The sequence below is a fragment of the Streptococcus ferus DSM 20646 genome, assembly GCF_000372425.1.
Lineage (GTDB): Bacteria > Bacillota > Bacilli > Lactobacillales > Streptococcaceae > Streptococcus > Streptococcus ferus.
Genome location: NZ_AQVD01000002.1, coordinates 305,559 through 321,062, shown reverse-complemented (window position 1 = coordinate 321,062; position 15,504 = coordinate 305,559). Strand labels below are relative to the sequence as shown.

Here is a 15,504-nt window from a genome sequence, read left to right as displayed (position 1 = left end):
CCAGTCTTTTTTACTTCTTAAAAGTAGAGTAATTCTTTTGGTGTTTGCGTGAAAACCTCAAAGCCATCTTTGGTCACATAGCCACAGTCTTCAATGCGAACACCGACTTTTTCGGGGATATAGATACCAGGCTCAACGGAGAAGCACATTCCTTCCTGAATGACCAAGTCATTTCCGGCCATGATAGATGGAAACTCATGAACGCTCATCCCAATCCCATGCCCCAGTCGATGGTTGAAATAATCGCCAAAACCAGCCTTTTCAATCACACGGCGGGCTGCGGCATCAACTTGAGCAGCTGTAACCCCTGGCTTAATGAAATCAAGAGCCGTCAGCTGGGCTTCCAGACAGACATGATAGACATCTTTTTGGAATTGATTAGGCTGACCGACTGCGACGGTTCTTGTCATGTCGCTGACATAGCCAAGTGTCTCAACGCCCAAATCAAAGAGCAGGAGGCTGTTGTTCTCAATTTTATTGGTTGATGGAATCCCATGAGGGTTGGCCGCATTGCTGCCAGTCAGTACCATGGTGTCAAAGCTCATCTTATCAACACCCTGCTTTTTCATCGCAAATTCAATTTGGGCAATGATGTCTGTTTCCGTTACATCCAATGCAATATGTTCGAATCCAACTTGAACAGCCTGATCTGCAAAGTTTCCAGCAATCAGCATTTTTTGAATCTCATCAGCTGATTTAAGCAATCTCATCTCATTCAGATAGGGCGTCAAATCAGTGAAATCTGCCGAAAAAAGACTTTCTAATCCCTTAAACTTGGTGACATTGAGGTTGTCAAATTCAAGGGCCAGCTGTTGATAATTGCGCTGAGGCAGGGCTGCCTTTATTTTTTCCCAAGGGTTTTCAGCATCAATATAACCGACAACTGGAAATGACAGACTGGCTTTGGCTCTTGCAGCATCTAGCTCTGGCAGAAAAAGCAGAGGTTCTTGATTATGAAAAAGAAAGAGTAACATGAGGCGTTCGTGCGGATCACTGTAATAGCCCGTCAGATAGTTAATGGAAATAGGATCAGAGACTACGGCAGCAGGGATGTGGCGATCCTGCAGTTTCTGAATGAGTTTTGATATTTTGGACATGCGTTTACCTTCTTTCGCTAATATTTTTTCAAAAAAAGAAAGAAAAAGCAAGTCTTTTTCTCATTTTTCCAAAAAGTAACAGCTTATTGCTTGAAAGTGTTTTCAAAACGTGCTAAAATAACTCTGAAAGCGTAATTTTCAAATAGAAAGGAAGATGCAAAATGAACACTGATGATACGATTACAATCTACGATGTTGCGCGTGAGGCCGGGGTTTCCATGGCTACCGTCAGCCGCGTTGTAAATGGTAATAAAAATGTTAAAGAAAATACTCGGAAAAAAGTTCTGGAAGTTATTGAGCGCCTTGACTACCGTCCTAATGCTGTTGCCCGCGGTTTGGCCAGTAAAAAAACGACGACAGTAGGGGTAGTGATTCCTAATATCGCCAATGCCTACTTCTCAAATCTGGCTAAGGGGATTGATGATATTGCTACCATGTATAAGTACAATATCGTTCTGGCGTCTAGTGATGAAGATGATGACAAGGAAGTGAATGTGGTCAATACCTTGTTCGCAAAACAGGTGGATGGCATTATCTTTATGGGACATCATCTGACAGAGAAAATTCGTGCCGAGTTTTCGCGCTCGAGGACACCGATTGTTCTTGCGGGTACGGTTGATTTGGAACATCAGCTGCCAAGTGTGAATATTGATAATGCTAAGGCTGTTGAAGACGTCGTTGACCTTTTTGCCAAATCACATGATAAGATTGCTTTGGTATCCGGTCCCCTCATTGATGATATCAATGGTCAGGTTCGCTTTGCCGGCTATAAGGCAGGTCTCAAGAAAAATAAACTGCCTTTCAAGGAAGGTCTTGTTTTTGAAGCGAACTATCGTTACCAAGAGGGCTTTGATTTAGCTCAGAGGGTCATCAACTCTGGAGCGACAGCTGCTTTTGTGGCGGAAGATGAGCTGGCTGCGGGCCTTTTAAATGGTCTTTTCGCAGCAGGTAAGAAAGTGCCTGAGGACTTTGAAATTATCACCAGTAATGACTCTGCGATTACGCAGTTTACGAGACCTAATCTTAGCTCTATCAGTCAGCCAGTTTATGATTTGGGAGCGGTTGGGATGAGGATGCTGACCAAAATCATGAATAAGGAAGAATTGGACGAAAAAGAAATTATCCTTAATCATGGCATTACCAAACGTGGTTCGACCAAGTAAGCAGGCCTTTATATAAAGGAAACAGTTACCATAGTGAAGAAAGTCTGGACAGTCTCCAAGACTTTTTTCCTTAGAAAGAGGGAAGAATGATAAATGAAACCATGATTCAGTATTTTGAATGGTATCTGCCAGATGACGGTAAGCACTGGCAGCATTTGGCAGAGGATGCTGATCATTTAAAAGAACTGGGGATCAGTAAGGTCTGGATGCCGCCTGCCTTTAAGGGGACAGGCTCTAATGACGTTGGCTATGGCATTTATGACCTATATGATTTAGGGGAATTTCATCAAAAGGGAACTGTCCGAACCAAGTATGGAACAAAAGAGGATTATCAGGCCGCTATCAATGCTTTGAAGGAACGAGGGATTATGCCAATCGCAGATATTGTGCTAAATCATAAGTCGGGCGGAGATGATAAAGAAAGGTTCCAAGTCATTCGTGTCAATCCGGACAACCGTCAGGAGAAAATCTCAGAACCTTATGAGATTGAAGGCTGGACGCATTTTCATTTTCCTGGACGGCAGGACACCTACAGCGATTTTCACTGGCATTGGTATCATTTTACAGGCTTGGACTATGATGCTCTGCATCATGAAACGGGCATCTATATGATTCTTGGGGACAATAAGGGCTGGGCAAAGAATGAGAGCATTGACCTTGAAAAAGGCAATTATGACTATCTTATGTTTGACGACATTGATTTTAAACATCCTGAAGTTGCTGCTCATCTAAAAGAATGGGCTCACTGGTTTCTTGAAACGGTGGCCATAGGTGGTTTTCGCCTCGATGCGGTTAAGCATATTGATCGGGAGTTCATGGCCGGTTTTATCCGCTACATTCGCCAGCATATTAGGCCAGATCTTTATGTTTTTGGGGAGTATTGGAAGGACAGCAACTATGATATGACTGATTACCTGAATGATATTGAGCTTCAGTATGATTTGATTGATGTTATGCTCCACATGAATTTTTATGAGGCTGGCCAAAAAGGGCGAGACTTTGATTTGCGGACTATTTTTGACGACTCTCTGATGGCTTCGAATCCTCAATTTGCAGTAACCTTTGTGGAAAACCACGATTCTCAAAAGGGGCAGGCCCTGGAATCTACAGTGGCAGAATGGTTCAAGCCGTTGGCCTATGGCCTTATCTTGCTGCGCCAGGAAGGGCTTCCCTGCATCTTCTATGGCGACTATTATGGCGTCAAGGGGGACTTTGCCCAGGCAGCCTTTCAGGAGGTCCTAGATCAATTATGCTATATCCGTAAGCACCATGTTTATGGAGAGCAAGTTGATTACTTTGATCATGGAAATTGCATTGGCTGGACCTGTCTGGGTAATAATGAGCACCCAGCAGGTGTGGCAGTGGTGCTGTCCAATAGTGAGGCTGGTTGGAAAGAGATGTCCATGGGCAGCCTCAATTCAGGAAAAGTATTTATCGACTATCTGGGCAATTGTTCAGAAGAAGTTGTCATCGGTCAGGACGGTTGGGCCAGTTTTCCTGTCCAAGGAGGCTCGCTTTCCGCATGGATTGATAAGGAAAGCTTGCTTTTCTGATTTTAAGAAGCCGTCAGTCTTCTTTTGCTTTTGCTTTGGGTCCGCATTGGAAAGTCCTTGTGTTTAATGCTATAATGGAAAATATGAAAGTATTACTTTACTTGGAGGGCGAAAAATACCTGAGCAAATCTGGTATTGGCCGTGCCATTAAGCATCAGGAAAGGGCACTGAAATTAGCCGGCATTGATTACACAACCGATCCGGAAGATGATTATGACTTGGTTCATATCAATACTTATGGCTTAAAAAGCTGGCAGCTGATGAAAAAGGCGCAGAAAGCCGGTAAAAAAGTGATCATGCATGGTCATTCGACAGAAGAGGATTTCCGTAATTCCTTTATCGGCTCCAATCAGGCGGCGCCCCTTTTTAAAGAGTATCTCTGCCGTTTTTACCAGCAGGCCGATGCCCTGATTACACCAACGGATTATTCAAAACAGCTGATTCAGACCTATGGTGTTGACACACCGATTTTTGTGGTGTCAAACGGTATTGATCTCAGCCGTTATGTACCTGATAAAACCAAGGAGGAGACCTTCCGCCACTATTTTTCCCTCAGTCAGAAGGATCCGGTGGTTATCTGTGCAGGTCTTTATTTTAAACGCAAAGGGATTGAAGACTTTGTTAAAGTGGCTGAAAAGATGCCTCATGTCCGCTTTATTTGGTTTGGCGAAACCAATCGATGGATCATTCCGGCCGATGTCAATAAGATAGTCAGCAAAAACCACCCTGCTAATGTGACGTTTGCAGGTTATATTAAGGGGGCTGTTTTTGAAGGGGCTATGAGCGGTGCCGATGCTTTTTTCTTTCCTAGCTTAGAAGAAACCGAAGGGATCGTTGTTTTGGAAGCTCTAGCCAGCCGCCAGAATGTTGTCTTGAGGGATATTCCAGTGTATCATGGCTGGATAGATGATGAGGCGGCAGAATTGGCGACAACGGTGGATGGCTTTGTTGCCGCCATTCAAAGGATTCTGGATGGCCGCAGTTTCAAAAAAGAGGCAGGTTACCTAGTAGCTCAATCAAAGAGTATTGAAAAAGTTTCAGAACAACTGGCGGATGTTTATCAAAAAGTAATGGAGTTATAGGATGCGAGTAGGACTTTTCACAGATACTTATTTACCACAGATTTCAGGTGTTGCAACAAGCACTCAGACCCTCAAGCAGGAGTTGGAGAAGCTTGGACATGAGGTTTATATTTTCACGACAACTGACCGAGATGTTAATCGTTTTGAAGATCCGACTATTATTCGCCTCCCCAGCGTTCCCTTTATTTCCTTCAGTGACCGCCGTATTGTTTATCGGGGCTTATTTGCGGCCTATAAGATTGCCAAGGGCTACCAATTGGATATCATTCACACTCAGACGGAGTTTGGTGTTGGAAATCTAGGCAAGATGATTGGTAAAGCCTTAAGGTTGCCTGTCATTCACACCTATCACACCCAATATGAAGATTACCTGCACTATATTGCGAAGGGGAGAATTATCCGCCCCAGCATGGTGAAGTATATTATGCGGGGTTATCTCAATGATTTGGACGGGGTTATCTGTCCCAGCCGTATTGTCTATAATCTTCTGGCAGATTATGAGGTTAAAATCCCTAAGCAGATTATTCCAACCGGTATTGAAGTTGACCGTTATGTTCGTTCGGACATCAGTCAGGAAGACCTGGTCCGTCTGAGAGAAAGGCTAGGGATTGGCTCCGATGAGGTCATGTTGCTCAGCCTGTCGCGTATCTCTTATGAGAAAAATATTCAGGCGATTCTGGCTAATATGCCTGCGGTTTTGGCTGAAAATTCGAAAATCAAATTAGTGGTCGTTGGAGATGGTCCTTATTTGGATGATTTGAAAGCTCAGGCCGATCAGCTGGGAATTCTGGATCACGTGATTTTTACAGGTATGGTTGACCATGAAGAGACGGCCTATTATTACAAAGCAGCCAATTTCTTTATTTCAGCGTCAACGAGTGAGACACAGGGGCTGACCTATATTGAAAGCTTAGCCAGCGGAACTCCTGTTATTGCCCACTCCAATCCTTATCTAGATGATTTGATTACAGATGATATGTTTGGCAGACTCTACCAGAGAGAAAGTGACTTGGCCATTGCTATTTTAGATGCGGTCATCCTGACACCAGCTATGGACCGCCAATCACTAGCAGCCAAAATGTATGAGATTTCTGCTCAAAACTTTGGCAAGTCAGTCTATGCATTTTACATGGACGTCATCATCTCTAGACAAAATAAAAAGAAAGACAAACTCTCTTTGGCTGTTGAAGGCAATAGAGCGGATACGTCAATCCGAATTGTCAAAACAACTGCTCAGCTTCCTGTCAGAGCTATCAAAATAACAGCTAAAACCTCCGTCAAGGTTGTCAAAGCACCTGTGCGTATGGTCAATGCCATTCGTGATTTTCTAGATTAAAAGCTGTTGCCGAGACCTTATCGGATAGAGCTTGTGGTTCTTTCGGATGAGCCTGTAAATGTGGCTTCATGAGGGGTTAGGGGTAGAAAACCAACTGTGTTCAGAAAAGGAGTTTAGTATGAAAAAATGGCAAGCCACATGGCCTTATATACTGGTTCTTATCTTTCTCTATTACATCTGTCCTCTCCTTTTTCCCATCCTTCCTTTAGATGATTTGACCTTGAAAAGTTTATCGATTAGCCACCTGCTTATCTATCAACCTCTTCTTATTCTGTTCCTATCAATGCTTTATTCAGGGAAGCACGGTTTCTACTGGCTTATGCCAATTGTGGTGGGTCTCCTTTTTTGGCCAGTCGATGTTTTAGTCTATCCCAATGCAGAAGGAGCCGAGGCTTATGTGCTTCCTTATGCCCTCATCAGTCTTGTGGGCTGTCTGATAGGACATGGCTTTTACAGCTTGAAAAAAAGACGGACAAAGACTTGAAATCTGCTCATCCTATGCTATAATAAGCCTTAGAGACTTATCAATCCTAGGAAATCTTTGAGAGAGTGGGCGGTCGGTGCAAGCACACAGAGGATAGGATTGACACTACTCGCTATGATTTTATGCAAACATAAAAGGGTGGTTCCCTTATCGCCAATTCGAGGTCAAGGACGTCTTTTTCGTGCTTGATAAATGAAGGTGGAACCACGTTGCGACGTCCTTTTGAGAGGGCGTCGTATTTATTTTGTGGGAGGAAGTTATGTTTTTAAAGTTGGAAGAGGTACACGACTTTCTTAAGGAGAATAGCCTTTATGATGACCATACGCACGTCATTTGGGCAACTATACGAACTGGAGGAACAAGTAATGCCTACTTTATACTGGCCTTCACACTTGATAATCTAGTCGTTTTAGATATTACAGCTATGGGAAAAATTGCAGGAATTGGTAGAATTTATCCTGCAGAGGAAATTTTGTCAGCGGAATTGAAGAAAAAACTACTTTTCGGTTATCAGTTTTGTTTTGAAACGGCAGAAGGAATCCATAAATTGCATGTAAACAAAGGAATACTGGGTACTAAATGGCATGCAGAGGAGTTTCAGGCTTTATTAAATACAACTGCTTACTCCTATTTTCGATTTAGTAAGGAGTAAGTATGTTACCAGATGATTTATTGAAACGCTGCCGAGCCATTCGCAAGGCTTACAGAGAGCTGGAAATCAAACACCATGAGAAAGAGTGGTCCATTGAAGAAGACCTCTTGGCCTTGACCAATGATATTGGTAACATGAACCGCCTCATTATGACTAAGCAGGGGCGTTATTATGATGAAACACCCTATCAGCTGGAGCAGAAACTGGCTGAAAATATCTGGTGGTTAATCGAATTGGCTGACCGCCTGGATATTGATATTCAAAAAGAAATGGAAACCTTTTTAGCTCAAAAAGAAGAGTTATTGGGGATTAAAAAATAAAAAAACAGAAAGGACTAGGGCTTTTCGTATTTGGTTGAACTGAATACGGGCTACGGACTGGGCCAAAAAGATAAACGAGAACTAGACGCTTGCGTCGTCGTTCTGTTTCCTATCGTCATTTAGTTTTTTCTTTTATTACTGCGTTAACTCGCTTTGCCGTACCCCAGTACAGCCTGCAGCTCGTTGCCTAGTACTAAAAGTAAACTAAAAGACTACATTTTTAGCTGTGTCCGCTTAACGCCCTTTATATCTTATACTATGATTAACATTACTTTCCCAGATGGTGCTGTTCGGGAGTACGAATCTGGCAGCACAACCTTTGACATTGCCCAATCCATCAGCAACTCGCTGGCAAAAAAAGCCTTGGCTGGTAAGTTCAATGGAAAATTGATTGATACTACGCGGGCCATCACAGAAGATGGAACGCTTGAAATTGTGACCCCTGACCATGAGGATGCCCTTGACATTCTGCGTCATTCAGCTGCCCACCTCTTTGCCCAAGCCGCCAAACGCCATTTCCCAGACATTAAACTGGGGGTTGGTCCTGCTATCCAAGATGGTTTTTACTACGACACGGACAATGCGGCAGGTCAGATTTCCAATGAAGATTTGGCCAAGATTGAAGAGGAGATGAGAAAGATTGTCAAGGAAAACTTCCCATCTGAGCGCCGTGAGGTGACCAAGGAAGAAGCCCTGGAAATCTTCAAGGACGACCCTTACAAGCTGGAGCTGATTCAGGAGCATTCGGACGATGAGGGTGGCTTGACCATCTACACGCAAGGGGAATATGTGGACCTCTGCCGTGGCCCACACGTACCATCAACTGGCCGCATCCAGGTCTTCCAGCTTCTGAACGTGGCTGGTGCTTACTGGCGGGGCAAGAGCGAAAATCCCATGATGCAGCGGATTTACGGTACGGCCTGGTTCGATAAGAAAGATCTTAAGGCCTATCTAAAACGTTTAGAAGAAGCTAAGGAGCGGGATCACCGTAAACTCGGAAAAGAGCTAGACCTCTTCATGATTTCCCAAGAAGTGGGACAAGGTCTGCCTTTCTGGCTGCCAAATGGGGCCACCATCCGTCGTGAATTGGAACGCTACATTGTCGACAAGGAGCTGGCATCTGGCTACCTCCATGTCTATACCCCGCCGATGGCTTCTGTGGAACTCTACAAAACCTCAGGCCACTGGGACCACTATCAAGAAGATATGTTTCCTGTCATGGACATGGGGGACGGGGAGGAATTTGTCCTTCGTCCAATGAACTGTCCGCACCACATTCAGGTCTACAAGCACCATGTGCATTCCTACCGTGAGCTGCCAATCCGTATTGCAGAGATTGGCATGATGCACCGCTATGAAAAATCAGGTGCCCTCTCAGGCCTCCAGCGTGTGCGTGAAATGTCGCTCAACGATGGCCATCTCTTTGTCATGCCGGAGCAGATTCAGGAAGAGTTCCAAAAAGCCCTCCAGCTGATCATCGATGTCTATGAGGATTTCAACCTGACGGATTACCGTTTCCGTCTATCCTACCGTGACCCCGAAGACAAGGAAAAATACTACGACAACGACGAGATGTGGGAAAATGCTCAAAGCATGCTGAAAGCTGCTCTGGATGAAATGGGTGTTGAGTATTTTGAAGCCGAAGGTGAAGCAGCCTTCTACGGACCAAAACTGGACATCCAGGTCAAGACAGCCCTTGGCAACGAAGAGACCCTCTCGACTATCCAGCTGGACTTCCTCTTGCCAGAACGCTTTGACCTCTCTTATGTCGGCGCAGATGGTGAGGAACACCGTCCCGTTATGATTCACCGTGGTGTCATCTCCACCATGGAACGCTTCACAGCCATCCTGATTGAAAACTACAAGGGTGCCTTCCCGACTTGGCTAGCGCCTCATCAAGTGACGGTCATCCCGATTTCCAACGAAGCCCACATCGACTACGCTTGGGAAGTGGCCAAAGCCCTCAAAGATAAGGGCATCCGTGCTGACGTGGACGAGCGCAATGAGAAGATGCAGTACAAGATTCGGGCCAGCCAAACCCAAAAAATCCCTTACCAGCTCATCGTTGGGGACAAGGAAATGGAGTCCAAATCTGTCAACGTTCGCCGCTATGGCATTAAGGAAACTCATACTGAAAGCCTAGAAGCATTTACGGCTAATATCCTCGCCGATATTGCCAGCAAATCAAGATTGGCTAAGGTCGAATAAGTAAAAAAGAAGCCCATTTGGGCTTCTTTTGGTGTTCTATAAGAGGTCTATTGTTGGCTTGACCGTCTTTTTTGTTATAATAAGAATTTGAAAGGAGACAGTTGATGTGGCGTTTATTGGAAAACGAGTCTTTTTCTCAGGCAGGTCTGCAAAGACGTTATCGGCAGGCAGAACAGCTGCTTTTATGGGAAAAAGCAGGGTGGACTAAGAGCGATTTGAGTCTGATGACGAATAAAGCTTTGCAATCGTCAGACTTTCTCATAGGCTCGCAGGCTTTTATGGATCTATGGCAAAGTCTTTATGCCTTAAAAGAACCGCGTCAACTGCTCCAGATAGTACTGGCTATGGCTGAGATGCCCAAAGAACTGTCTGGCAGCAAAGGGGAGGTTCAGGAAATCTTAGCAAAATTTTCTCCCAACTTGTCTCCTGACAGTAGTTTCTGGAAGGAATTTGCTGGTTTAGTACAGGTGACATTTCTCGGAGAGAGGCTGAGTGCCAAAGGTGATTTGGAAAAAAGACTTCACCAATTTCGCTATGTCATTTCTTGCCAACAGGCTCAGTGGGTCCGGGACTATTATAAAAAAAGAGGGATGACAGATGCTCAGGCTTTGGCCAAGTATTTTAAACTGAAAAAGAGGAAAACATGGTACCGAAGGGCTTATGACTTTGATTTAAGCGAGTCTGCCCGCCTGCACAATAAATTGGCCTTTCATGAGGGGGAAATCATTCATCCTGACAATCAGGAGGGAGCTAATCTCAAAATCGTCATGGGCTTTCATACGGAATTTATCCTTGACCATCAGGGCCGTTTTCTGAATGAGATCGATCCTGAGCTGCGTTTGCAAAATGGGATTATTAACGGGGCTAGCTTCAATTATGCTTCTAAGAATGACCATCGCCATAGACAGCTAGATATATCTCCGGTTAGCCGTCATGACCCGCAGTTTCGCAAAACTGTCCTGAAACAAGGCTTTTTAGCGCCTAAGTTGGTACCAAGACCCATCTTGAAAAAAGCTCCTTCTGACTGGCAAACCAGTTATTTCAATAAACAAGGTTTCTATGCGCAGACAGGTCTCAGTAAGTATAAGGCTGTCAAGCAAGCGGCCAAGGCCTTTAAAGAACTGATTGCCAACGCTTAATAATCTCCCCAAAACCCTTAAATTTTGGTAGAATAAAGGAAGTGAGTAACAAGGTAGGAGTTGACATGACAAAGAAGATTAAATTGGTAGCAACCGATATGGACGGTACCTTTCTGGATGCTCAGGGTAATTTTGACAGAAAGCGTTTGGAAGCTGTCTTGGAGAGATTTCAGGACAAGCAAATCCTTTTTGTTGCTGCCAGCGGGCGCAGTCACGGTAGCTTAAGCAGCCTTTTTAGCCATTTTAAGCATCAGATGGCCTTTGTTTCAGAAAACGGCGGGATGGTGCAGTATCAGGGAAGAACGCTCTTCGAGTCTTTTATGGATCCAAACCAATATCGTGAAATTTATCAGAAGGTTTTGGAGAATCCTTATAATCAGGGACATGAGCTCCTTTTTTCAGGGGAGAGGCAGTCTTATGTTCTTAAAGAAACGCCGAGAGACTATGTTGATTTTATTAGGCATTATTATCCGGATGTTCAGATTATTGATGATTTAGAGGCTATTGACGACCGTATTATGAAAGTGACTACGAATTTCCCGGCAGAGCATATTTTTCAGGGAGAAGCTTGGCTCAATGATCAGCTTCCCTATATCCATGCCGTGACGACGGGGTTTGCATCTATCGATGTCATCCTGAGAGGGGTGAATAAAGGTCAGGCGCTCAAAAAACTCTGTCAAGAACTAGGTTTGTCTCCGGATGAGGTTTTGGTTTTTGGAGATAACCTCAATGATTTTGAAATGATGACCTTTGCAGGAACAGCTATTGCACCGGCAAATGCCAGAAGTCAGATTAAAGAAATTGCTGATCTGGTTATTGCTGATCACAGCCAAGAGTCCGTTATGGCCTATATGGAGGAATTGGTGAGATGACGCGCTTTAAGCTATTAGCTCTTGACTTAGACAATACGCTCTTTGACAGCCAAAAAAGGGTTAGCCTTGAGAATAAAAAAGCCCTTTTTGCAGCGCGTGATAAAGGGATAAAGGTTGTTTTGACCACTGGGCGTCCGTTAAAAGCCATTGATTACCTTTTAAAAGAGCTGGATCTTTTGGGGGAAGACAATTACCTGATTACCTTTAATGGTGGCCTAGTCCAAAAAACCAACGGTCAGGTCATTGATAAGAGCGCGCTGACACGTCAGGAAGTGAGCCTGATTCGAGAGGAAATGGAAAAACTGTCTTTACCTGTGGATATTCTCAGTGACGGCACGGTTTACAGTCTTTCTAGCAGAGGCAATCACTCCCTTTATCATCAGGCCAATCCAAGGCTGCATTTTCGGGAAATTAGTGACCTGTCTGATCTGCCTCAGGATATTGTCTATAATAAGGCCGTGATTGTCTTTGAACCTGACTTTCTTGATCAGCAGATCCCTAAAATACCAGCCAGCCTTCACCGACAGTTTGAGATTTTCAAATCAAGAGAATTGATTTTAGAAGTTATGCCTAAAGGTGTTCACAAAGCTGTAGGCCTCAACTTACTGTGCCAACATTTAGGAATCAGCCGCAGTCAGGTCATGGCTATGGGAGATGAAGAAAATGACCTAACCATGCTTGAGTGGGCCGGCCTAGGAATTGCCATGAAAAATGCTTCCGACAAAATCAAGCAGGTGGCCGATGCTGTTACCGAAAAGGACAATAATGACTCCGGAGTAGCCTGGGCAATTGAAAAATATATTTTAAGTGAGGATTAGGATGGGATTATTTGACCGATTATTTGGAAAACCAGAAGAAAGAACCACAGCAGATCTTGACCGCATCTCAGAAGATCAGGAACAGCAGCCGATTGAGGGAGAAGAGACAGTTGTTTCTCAGCCTCAAAGCGAAACAATCTTAGAAGGAAAAGAGGATGATCAAGTGCTGTCGGCCTCAGGCCAAGAGCCAGGGGAATCTTTCCAAGAAGCAGCTCAAGGGTCTCCCCTTGCAGATACGCCAGCAGACCCTATGGCGAAATACTATGCTCTCAAGGCCCAAATGGCTAAGGAGCTAGAAGAGAAAACGGCTTCTCTGGAGGATACTGAAGACGGCAGCTCCTCTGAGCCAACTCAAACCTCTGTATCAGAGGAAGATGTCCTACCATTACAAGAAGCTGAGGCTTCTTCCCAAGAGTCGCAGGAAGACAAATATAATCGCAGTCTGAAAAAAACACGGACAGGCTTTGGTGCCCGTCTCAATGCGTTTTTAGCTAATTTTCGAACGGTTGATGAAGAATTTTTTGAAGATCTGGAAGAGACCCTGATTTTATCTGACGTCGGTGTCAGTGTGGCTTCCCAGCTGACGGAGGAACTTCGACAGGAAGCCAAGTTAGAAAATGCTAAAAAACCCGATGTGCTGCGCCGTCTGATTATTGAAAAACTGGTGGACATCTATGAGAAAGATGGCAGCTTTAACGAAGAGATTGCCATTCAGGAGGGTGTGACCGTTATGCTCTTTGTGGGTGTTAACGGTGTCGGAAAAACCACTTCCATAGGGAAATTAGCCTATAAGTACAAAAATCAAGGCAAGAAAGTTATGCTGGTAGCAGCCGATACCTTCCGTGCCGGAGCTGTTGCCCAGCTAGTTGAGTGGGGACGCCGTGTGGAGGTACCGGTGATTACAGGACCTGAGAAGGCTGATCCAGCCAGTGTTGTCTTTGATGGTGTTGAAAAAGCTCTGGCTGAAAATGTGGATATCCTCATGATTGATACAGCAGGCCGTCTGCAAAATAAAGACAATCTGATGGCAGAGCTTGAAAAAATTGGGCGTATCATCAAAAGGGTCATCCCAGAAGCTCCCCATGAAACCCTCTTGGCACTGGATGCCTCTACGGGACAAAATGCTCTGGTTCAGGCTAAAGAGTTTTCAAAAATTACCCCTCTGACCGGGCTGGTGCTGACCAAAATAGACGGAACAGCTCGTGGCGGTGTTGTTTTGGCAATTCGTCAGGAACTGGATATCCCCGTTAAATTCATTGGTTTCGGAGAAAAAATTGATGATATTGGTGAATTTCATTCTGAAAACTTTATGCAAGGTCTGCTGGAAGGACTGGTATAATAAAAAAAGGCTTCGGCCTTTTTTTAATTTGCTATCCGTTTAAACAATTGTCTAAAGAAGATAAAAATAAGCATCACCAGAAGAAACAGCCCTGTAAAAATGATTTGCGTGCCGCTTGCCATGGAGGGCGAGCTTTCTAGAATAACTGAAGAAAGAGCCGTTCCTAAGGCACCGGCAAACTGTTGCAGCATTTGAAAAATAGCAGTCGCATCGGCTGTTTTTTCTTTAGGAAGTTTGGAAATGGAGACGGCCATCGTATTGTTAAAGGACATATTCCGGCCAAAGGTAAAGATAATATAAATCAGCAAGATGGGCAGAGCTGTTAACGATTTAGTCCACAAACTGAGTAATAACAGGCTAATGGCAAAAAGGGTATTGCCTAAATAAAGCGACAGTTTAGGACCTTTGACATCATAAAGCCTGCCGAAAAAGGGTGCCAACAGACCACCCAAAAGTGTTCCGGGTAAAAGGACAAAGCCAGCTAGTGTCGTTGAGGTTTGCTGCACCTGAACCAAAAAATTAGGAATCACAAAGTTAGCTGCCAGGTTGGTAAATTGGTAGATAAAGAATGGAATAACCCCTAACAGAATGGGGGCGAATCCCAAAATTCGGATATCCAGAAACGGATTGACATTGGTTAAAGACTTGGCAATAATGGCTATGAGACTGGTTAGAAAAAGACCGAAAGCCAGCCAATTCAAGTGACCAGACTCTAATTCAGCAACGGTTATCAGAAAAGAAGTCAAACTGGCGGACAGGAGTACAAAAGCCAGCCAATCAAAGGGGCGTTTATTGATTTTGGGAGCATTCTCAAGAGCATAGAGGCCAATAAAAAGAGCTGTAAGAGTAACCGGCAGAATTAAGAGAAAAATCCATTGCCAAGGAAAATGCGCAATCATGAAGCCGCCATAGGTAGGGCCAAAAGCAGGCGCCAGACTCATAATCAAACCGCCGATGCCCATGTAAGTCCCAATTCGGCTTACAGGGATGCGTTCGATAATTAGGTTAAACATCAAAGGCATGGCAATCCCAGTTCCCAATCCCTGAAGGATACGTCCTACAATCATCACGGCAAAATGATTGCTGACAACACAGGTCAAGGTTCCGGCCAGAAAAAGCAAGACAGCCATTAAAAATTGCAGGCGCTCTTTAAGATTCTGCTGTAGGGTAGCACTCAGCGTCATACTAATTGCCACTGACAGCAAGTAGACGGTCGTAATCCATTGCAGGCTAGCAAGGGGCAGGTTAAAAACCAGTGATAACTTGGAGAAGGTCACATTCATACTGGTTTCTGATAAGATGCCGCAAAAACCAACCAAGGCAGTTGCAACAATAGCCAGCTTTGTTTTAAGAGAGACCTGTTCATTCATTTGAGGGCTTGGCATAACATTTCCTTTCTAGTTGCTTTTTTTATTATAGCACAAAAAGAACCGCCAAAAGA

At 44.3% G+C, this 15,504-nt stretch carries 14 protein-coding genes; 12 read left to right on the top strand and 2 right to left on the bottom strand.

From position 1 onward, the window contains the following. Positions 1–17: 17 nt before the first annotated feature. A complete protein-coding gene (locus tag A3GY_RS0104550; RefSeq protein WP_026161933.1) occupies positions 18–1,097 on the bottom strand; it encodes a M24 family metallopeptidase in 1,080 nt (359 codons plus the stop codon). 161 nt (positions 1,098–1,258) lie between these two features. Between A3GY_RS0104550 and ccpA the strand changes: the two genes are divergently transcribed. The 12 genes from ccpA (at position 1,259) to ftsY (ending at position 14,063) form a co-directional block, all read left to right on the top strand. Beyond that, positions 1,259–2,260 (top strand): catabolite control protein A, encoded by a 1,002-nt coding sequence (gene ccpA / locus A3GY_RS0104545; protein ID WP_018030227.1) that lies wholly within the window; start codon positions 1,259–1,261, stop codon positions 2,258–2,260. An 86-nt stretch (positions 2,261–2,346) separates the two neighbouring features. Continuing rightward, positions 2,347–3,813 carry an alpha-amylase gene (locus tag A3GY_RS0104540; RefSeq protein ID WP_018030226.1) on the top strand — a complete coding sequence of 489 codons (1,467 nt, stop codon included), beginning with the start codon at positions 2,347–2,349 and terminating at the stop codon, positions 3,811–3,813. 83 nt (positions 3,814–3,896) lie between these two features. Then, a complete protein-coding gene (locus A3GY_RS0104535) occupies positions 3,897–4,895 on the top strand; it encodes an LTA glycolipid anchor biosynthesis glycosyltransferase, IagA/BgsA family (RefSeq protein WP_026161932.1) in 999 nt (332 codons plus the stop codon). A gap of 1 nt (position 4,896) precedes the next feature. Continuing rightward, positions 4,897–6,231 (top strand): glycosyltransferase family 4 protein, encoded by a 1,335-nt coding sequence (locus tag A3GY_RS0104530; RefSeq protein WP_018030224.1) that lies wholly within the window; start codon positions 4,897–4,899, stop codon positions 6,229–6,231. A 118-nt stretch (positions 6,232–6,349) separates the two neighbouring features. After that, positions 6,350–6,715, top strand: a complete 366-nt coding sequence (locus A3GY_RS0104525) for a hypothetical protein (RefSeq protein ID WP_018030223.1) — start codon at positions 6,350–6,352, stop codon at positions 6,713–6,715. A gap of 259 nt (positions 6,716–6,974) precedes the next feature. Further along, positions 6,975–7,367 (top strand): hypothetical protein, encoded by a 393-nt coding sequence (locus A3GY_RS0104520; RefSeq protein WP_018030222.1) that lies wholly within the window; start codon positions 6,975–6,977, stop codon positions 7,365–7,367. A gap of 2 nt (positions 7,368–7,369) precedes the next feature. Continuing rightward, on the top strand, positions 7,370–7,687 hold the full coding sequence (locus A3GY_RS0104515; protein WP_018030221.1) for a MazG-like protein: 318 nt from the start codon (positions 7,370–7,372) through the stop codon (positions 7,685–7,687). 258 nt (positions 7,688–7,945) lie between these two features. Further along, positions 7,946–9,895, top strand: coding sequence for a threonine--tRNA ligase (thrS, locus tag A3GY_RS0104510; RefSeq protein ID WP_018030220.1), 1,950 nt, complete (start codon positions 7,946–7,948; stop codon positions 9,893–9,895). Positions 9,896–9,999: 104 nt separating this feature from the next. Continuing rightward, a complete protein-coding gene (locus tag A3GY_RS0104505; protein WP_018030219.1) occupies positions 10,000–11,034 on the top strand; it encodes a DUF3114 domain-containing protein in 1,035 nt (344 codons plus the stop codon). A gap of 65 nt (positions 11,035–11,099) precedes the next feature. After that, positions 11,100–11,906 (top strand): Cof-type HAD-IIB family hydrolase, encoded by an 807-nt coding sequence (locus A3GY_RS0104500; RefSeq protein ID WP_018030218.1) that lies wholly within the window; start codon positions 11,100–11,102, stop codon positions 11,904–11,906. Further along, entirely contained in the window at positions 11,903–12,724 is an 822-nt protein-coding gene (locus tag A3GY_RS0104495) for a Cof-type HAD-IIB family hydrolase (RefSeq protein ID WP_018030217.1), read from the top strand. The genes A3GY_RS0104500 and A3GY_RS0104495 overlap by 4 nt, the downstream gene beginning before the upstream one ends. 1 nt (position 12,725) lies before the next feature. Next, the gene (ftsY, locus tag A3GY_RS0104490) at positions 12,726–14,063 is read left to right on the top strand and encodes a signal recognition particle-docking protein FtsY (protein ID WP_018030216.1); all 1,338 of its coding nucleotides are present in this window, start codon (positions 12,726–12,728) and stop codon (positions 14,061–14,063) included. A gap of 23 nt (positions 14,064–14,086) precedes the next feature. On the opposite strand, the gene A3GY_RS0104485 is transcribed toward ftsY, so the two are convergent. After that, a complete protein-coding gene (locus tag A3GY_RS0104485; RefSeq protein ID WP_018030215.1) occupies positions 14,087–15,448 on the bottom strand; it encodes an MFS transporter in 1,362 nt (453 codons plus the stop codon). Positions 15,449–15,504 lie beyond the last annotated feature (56 nt).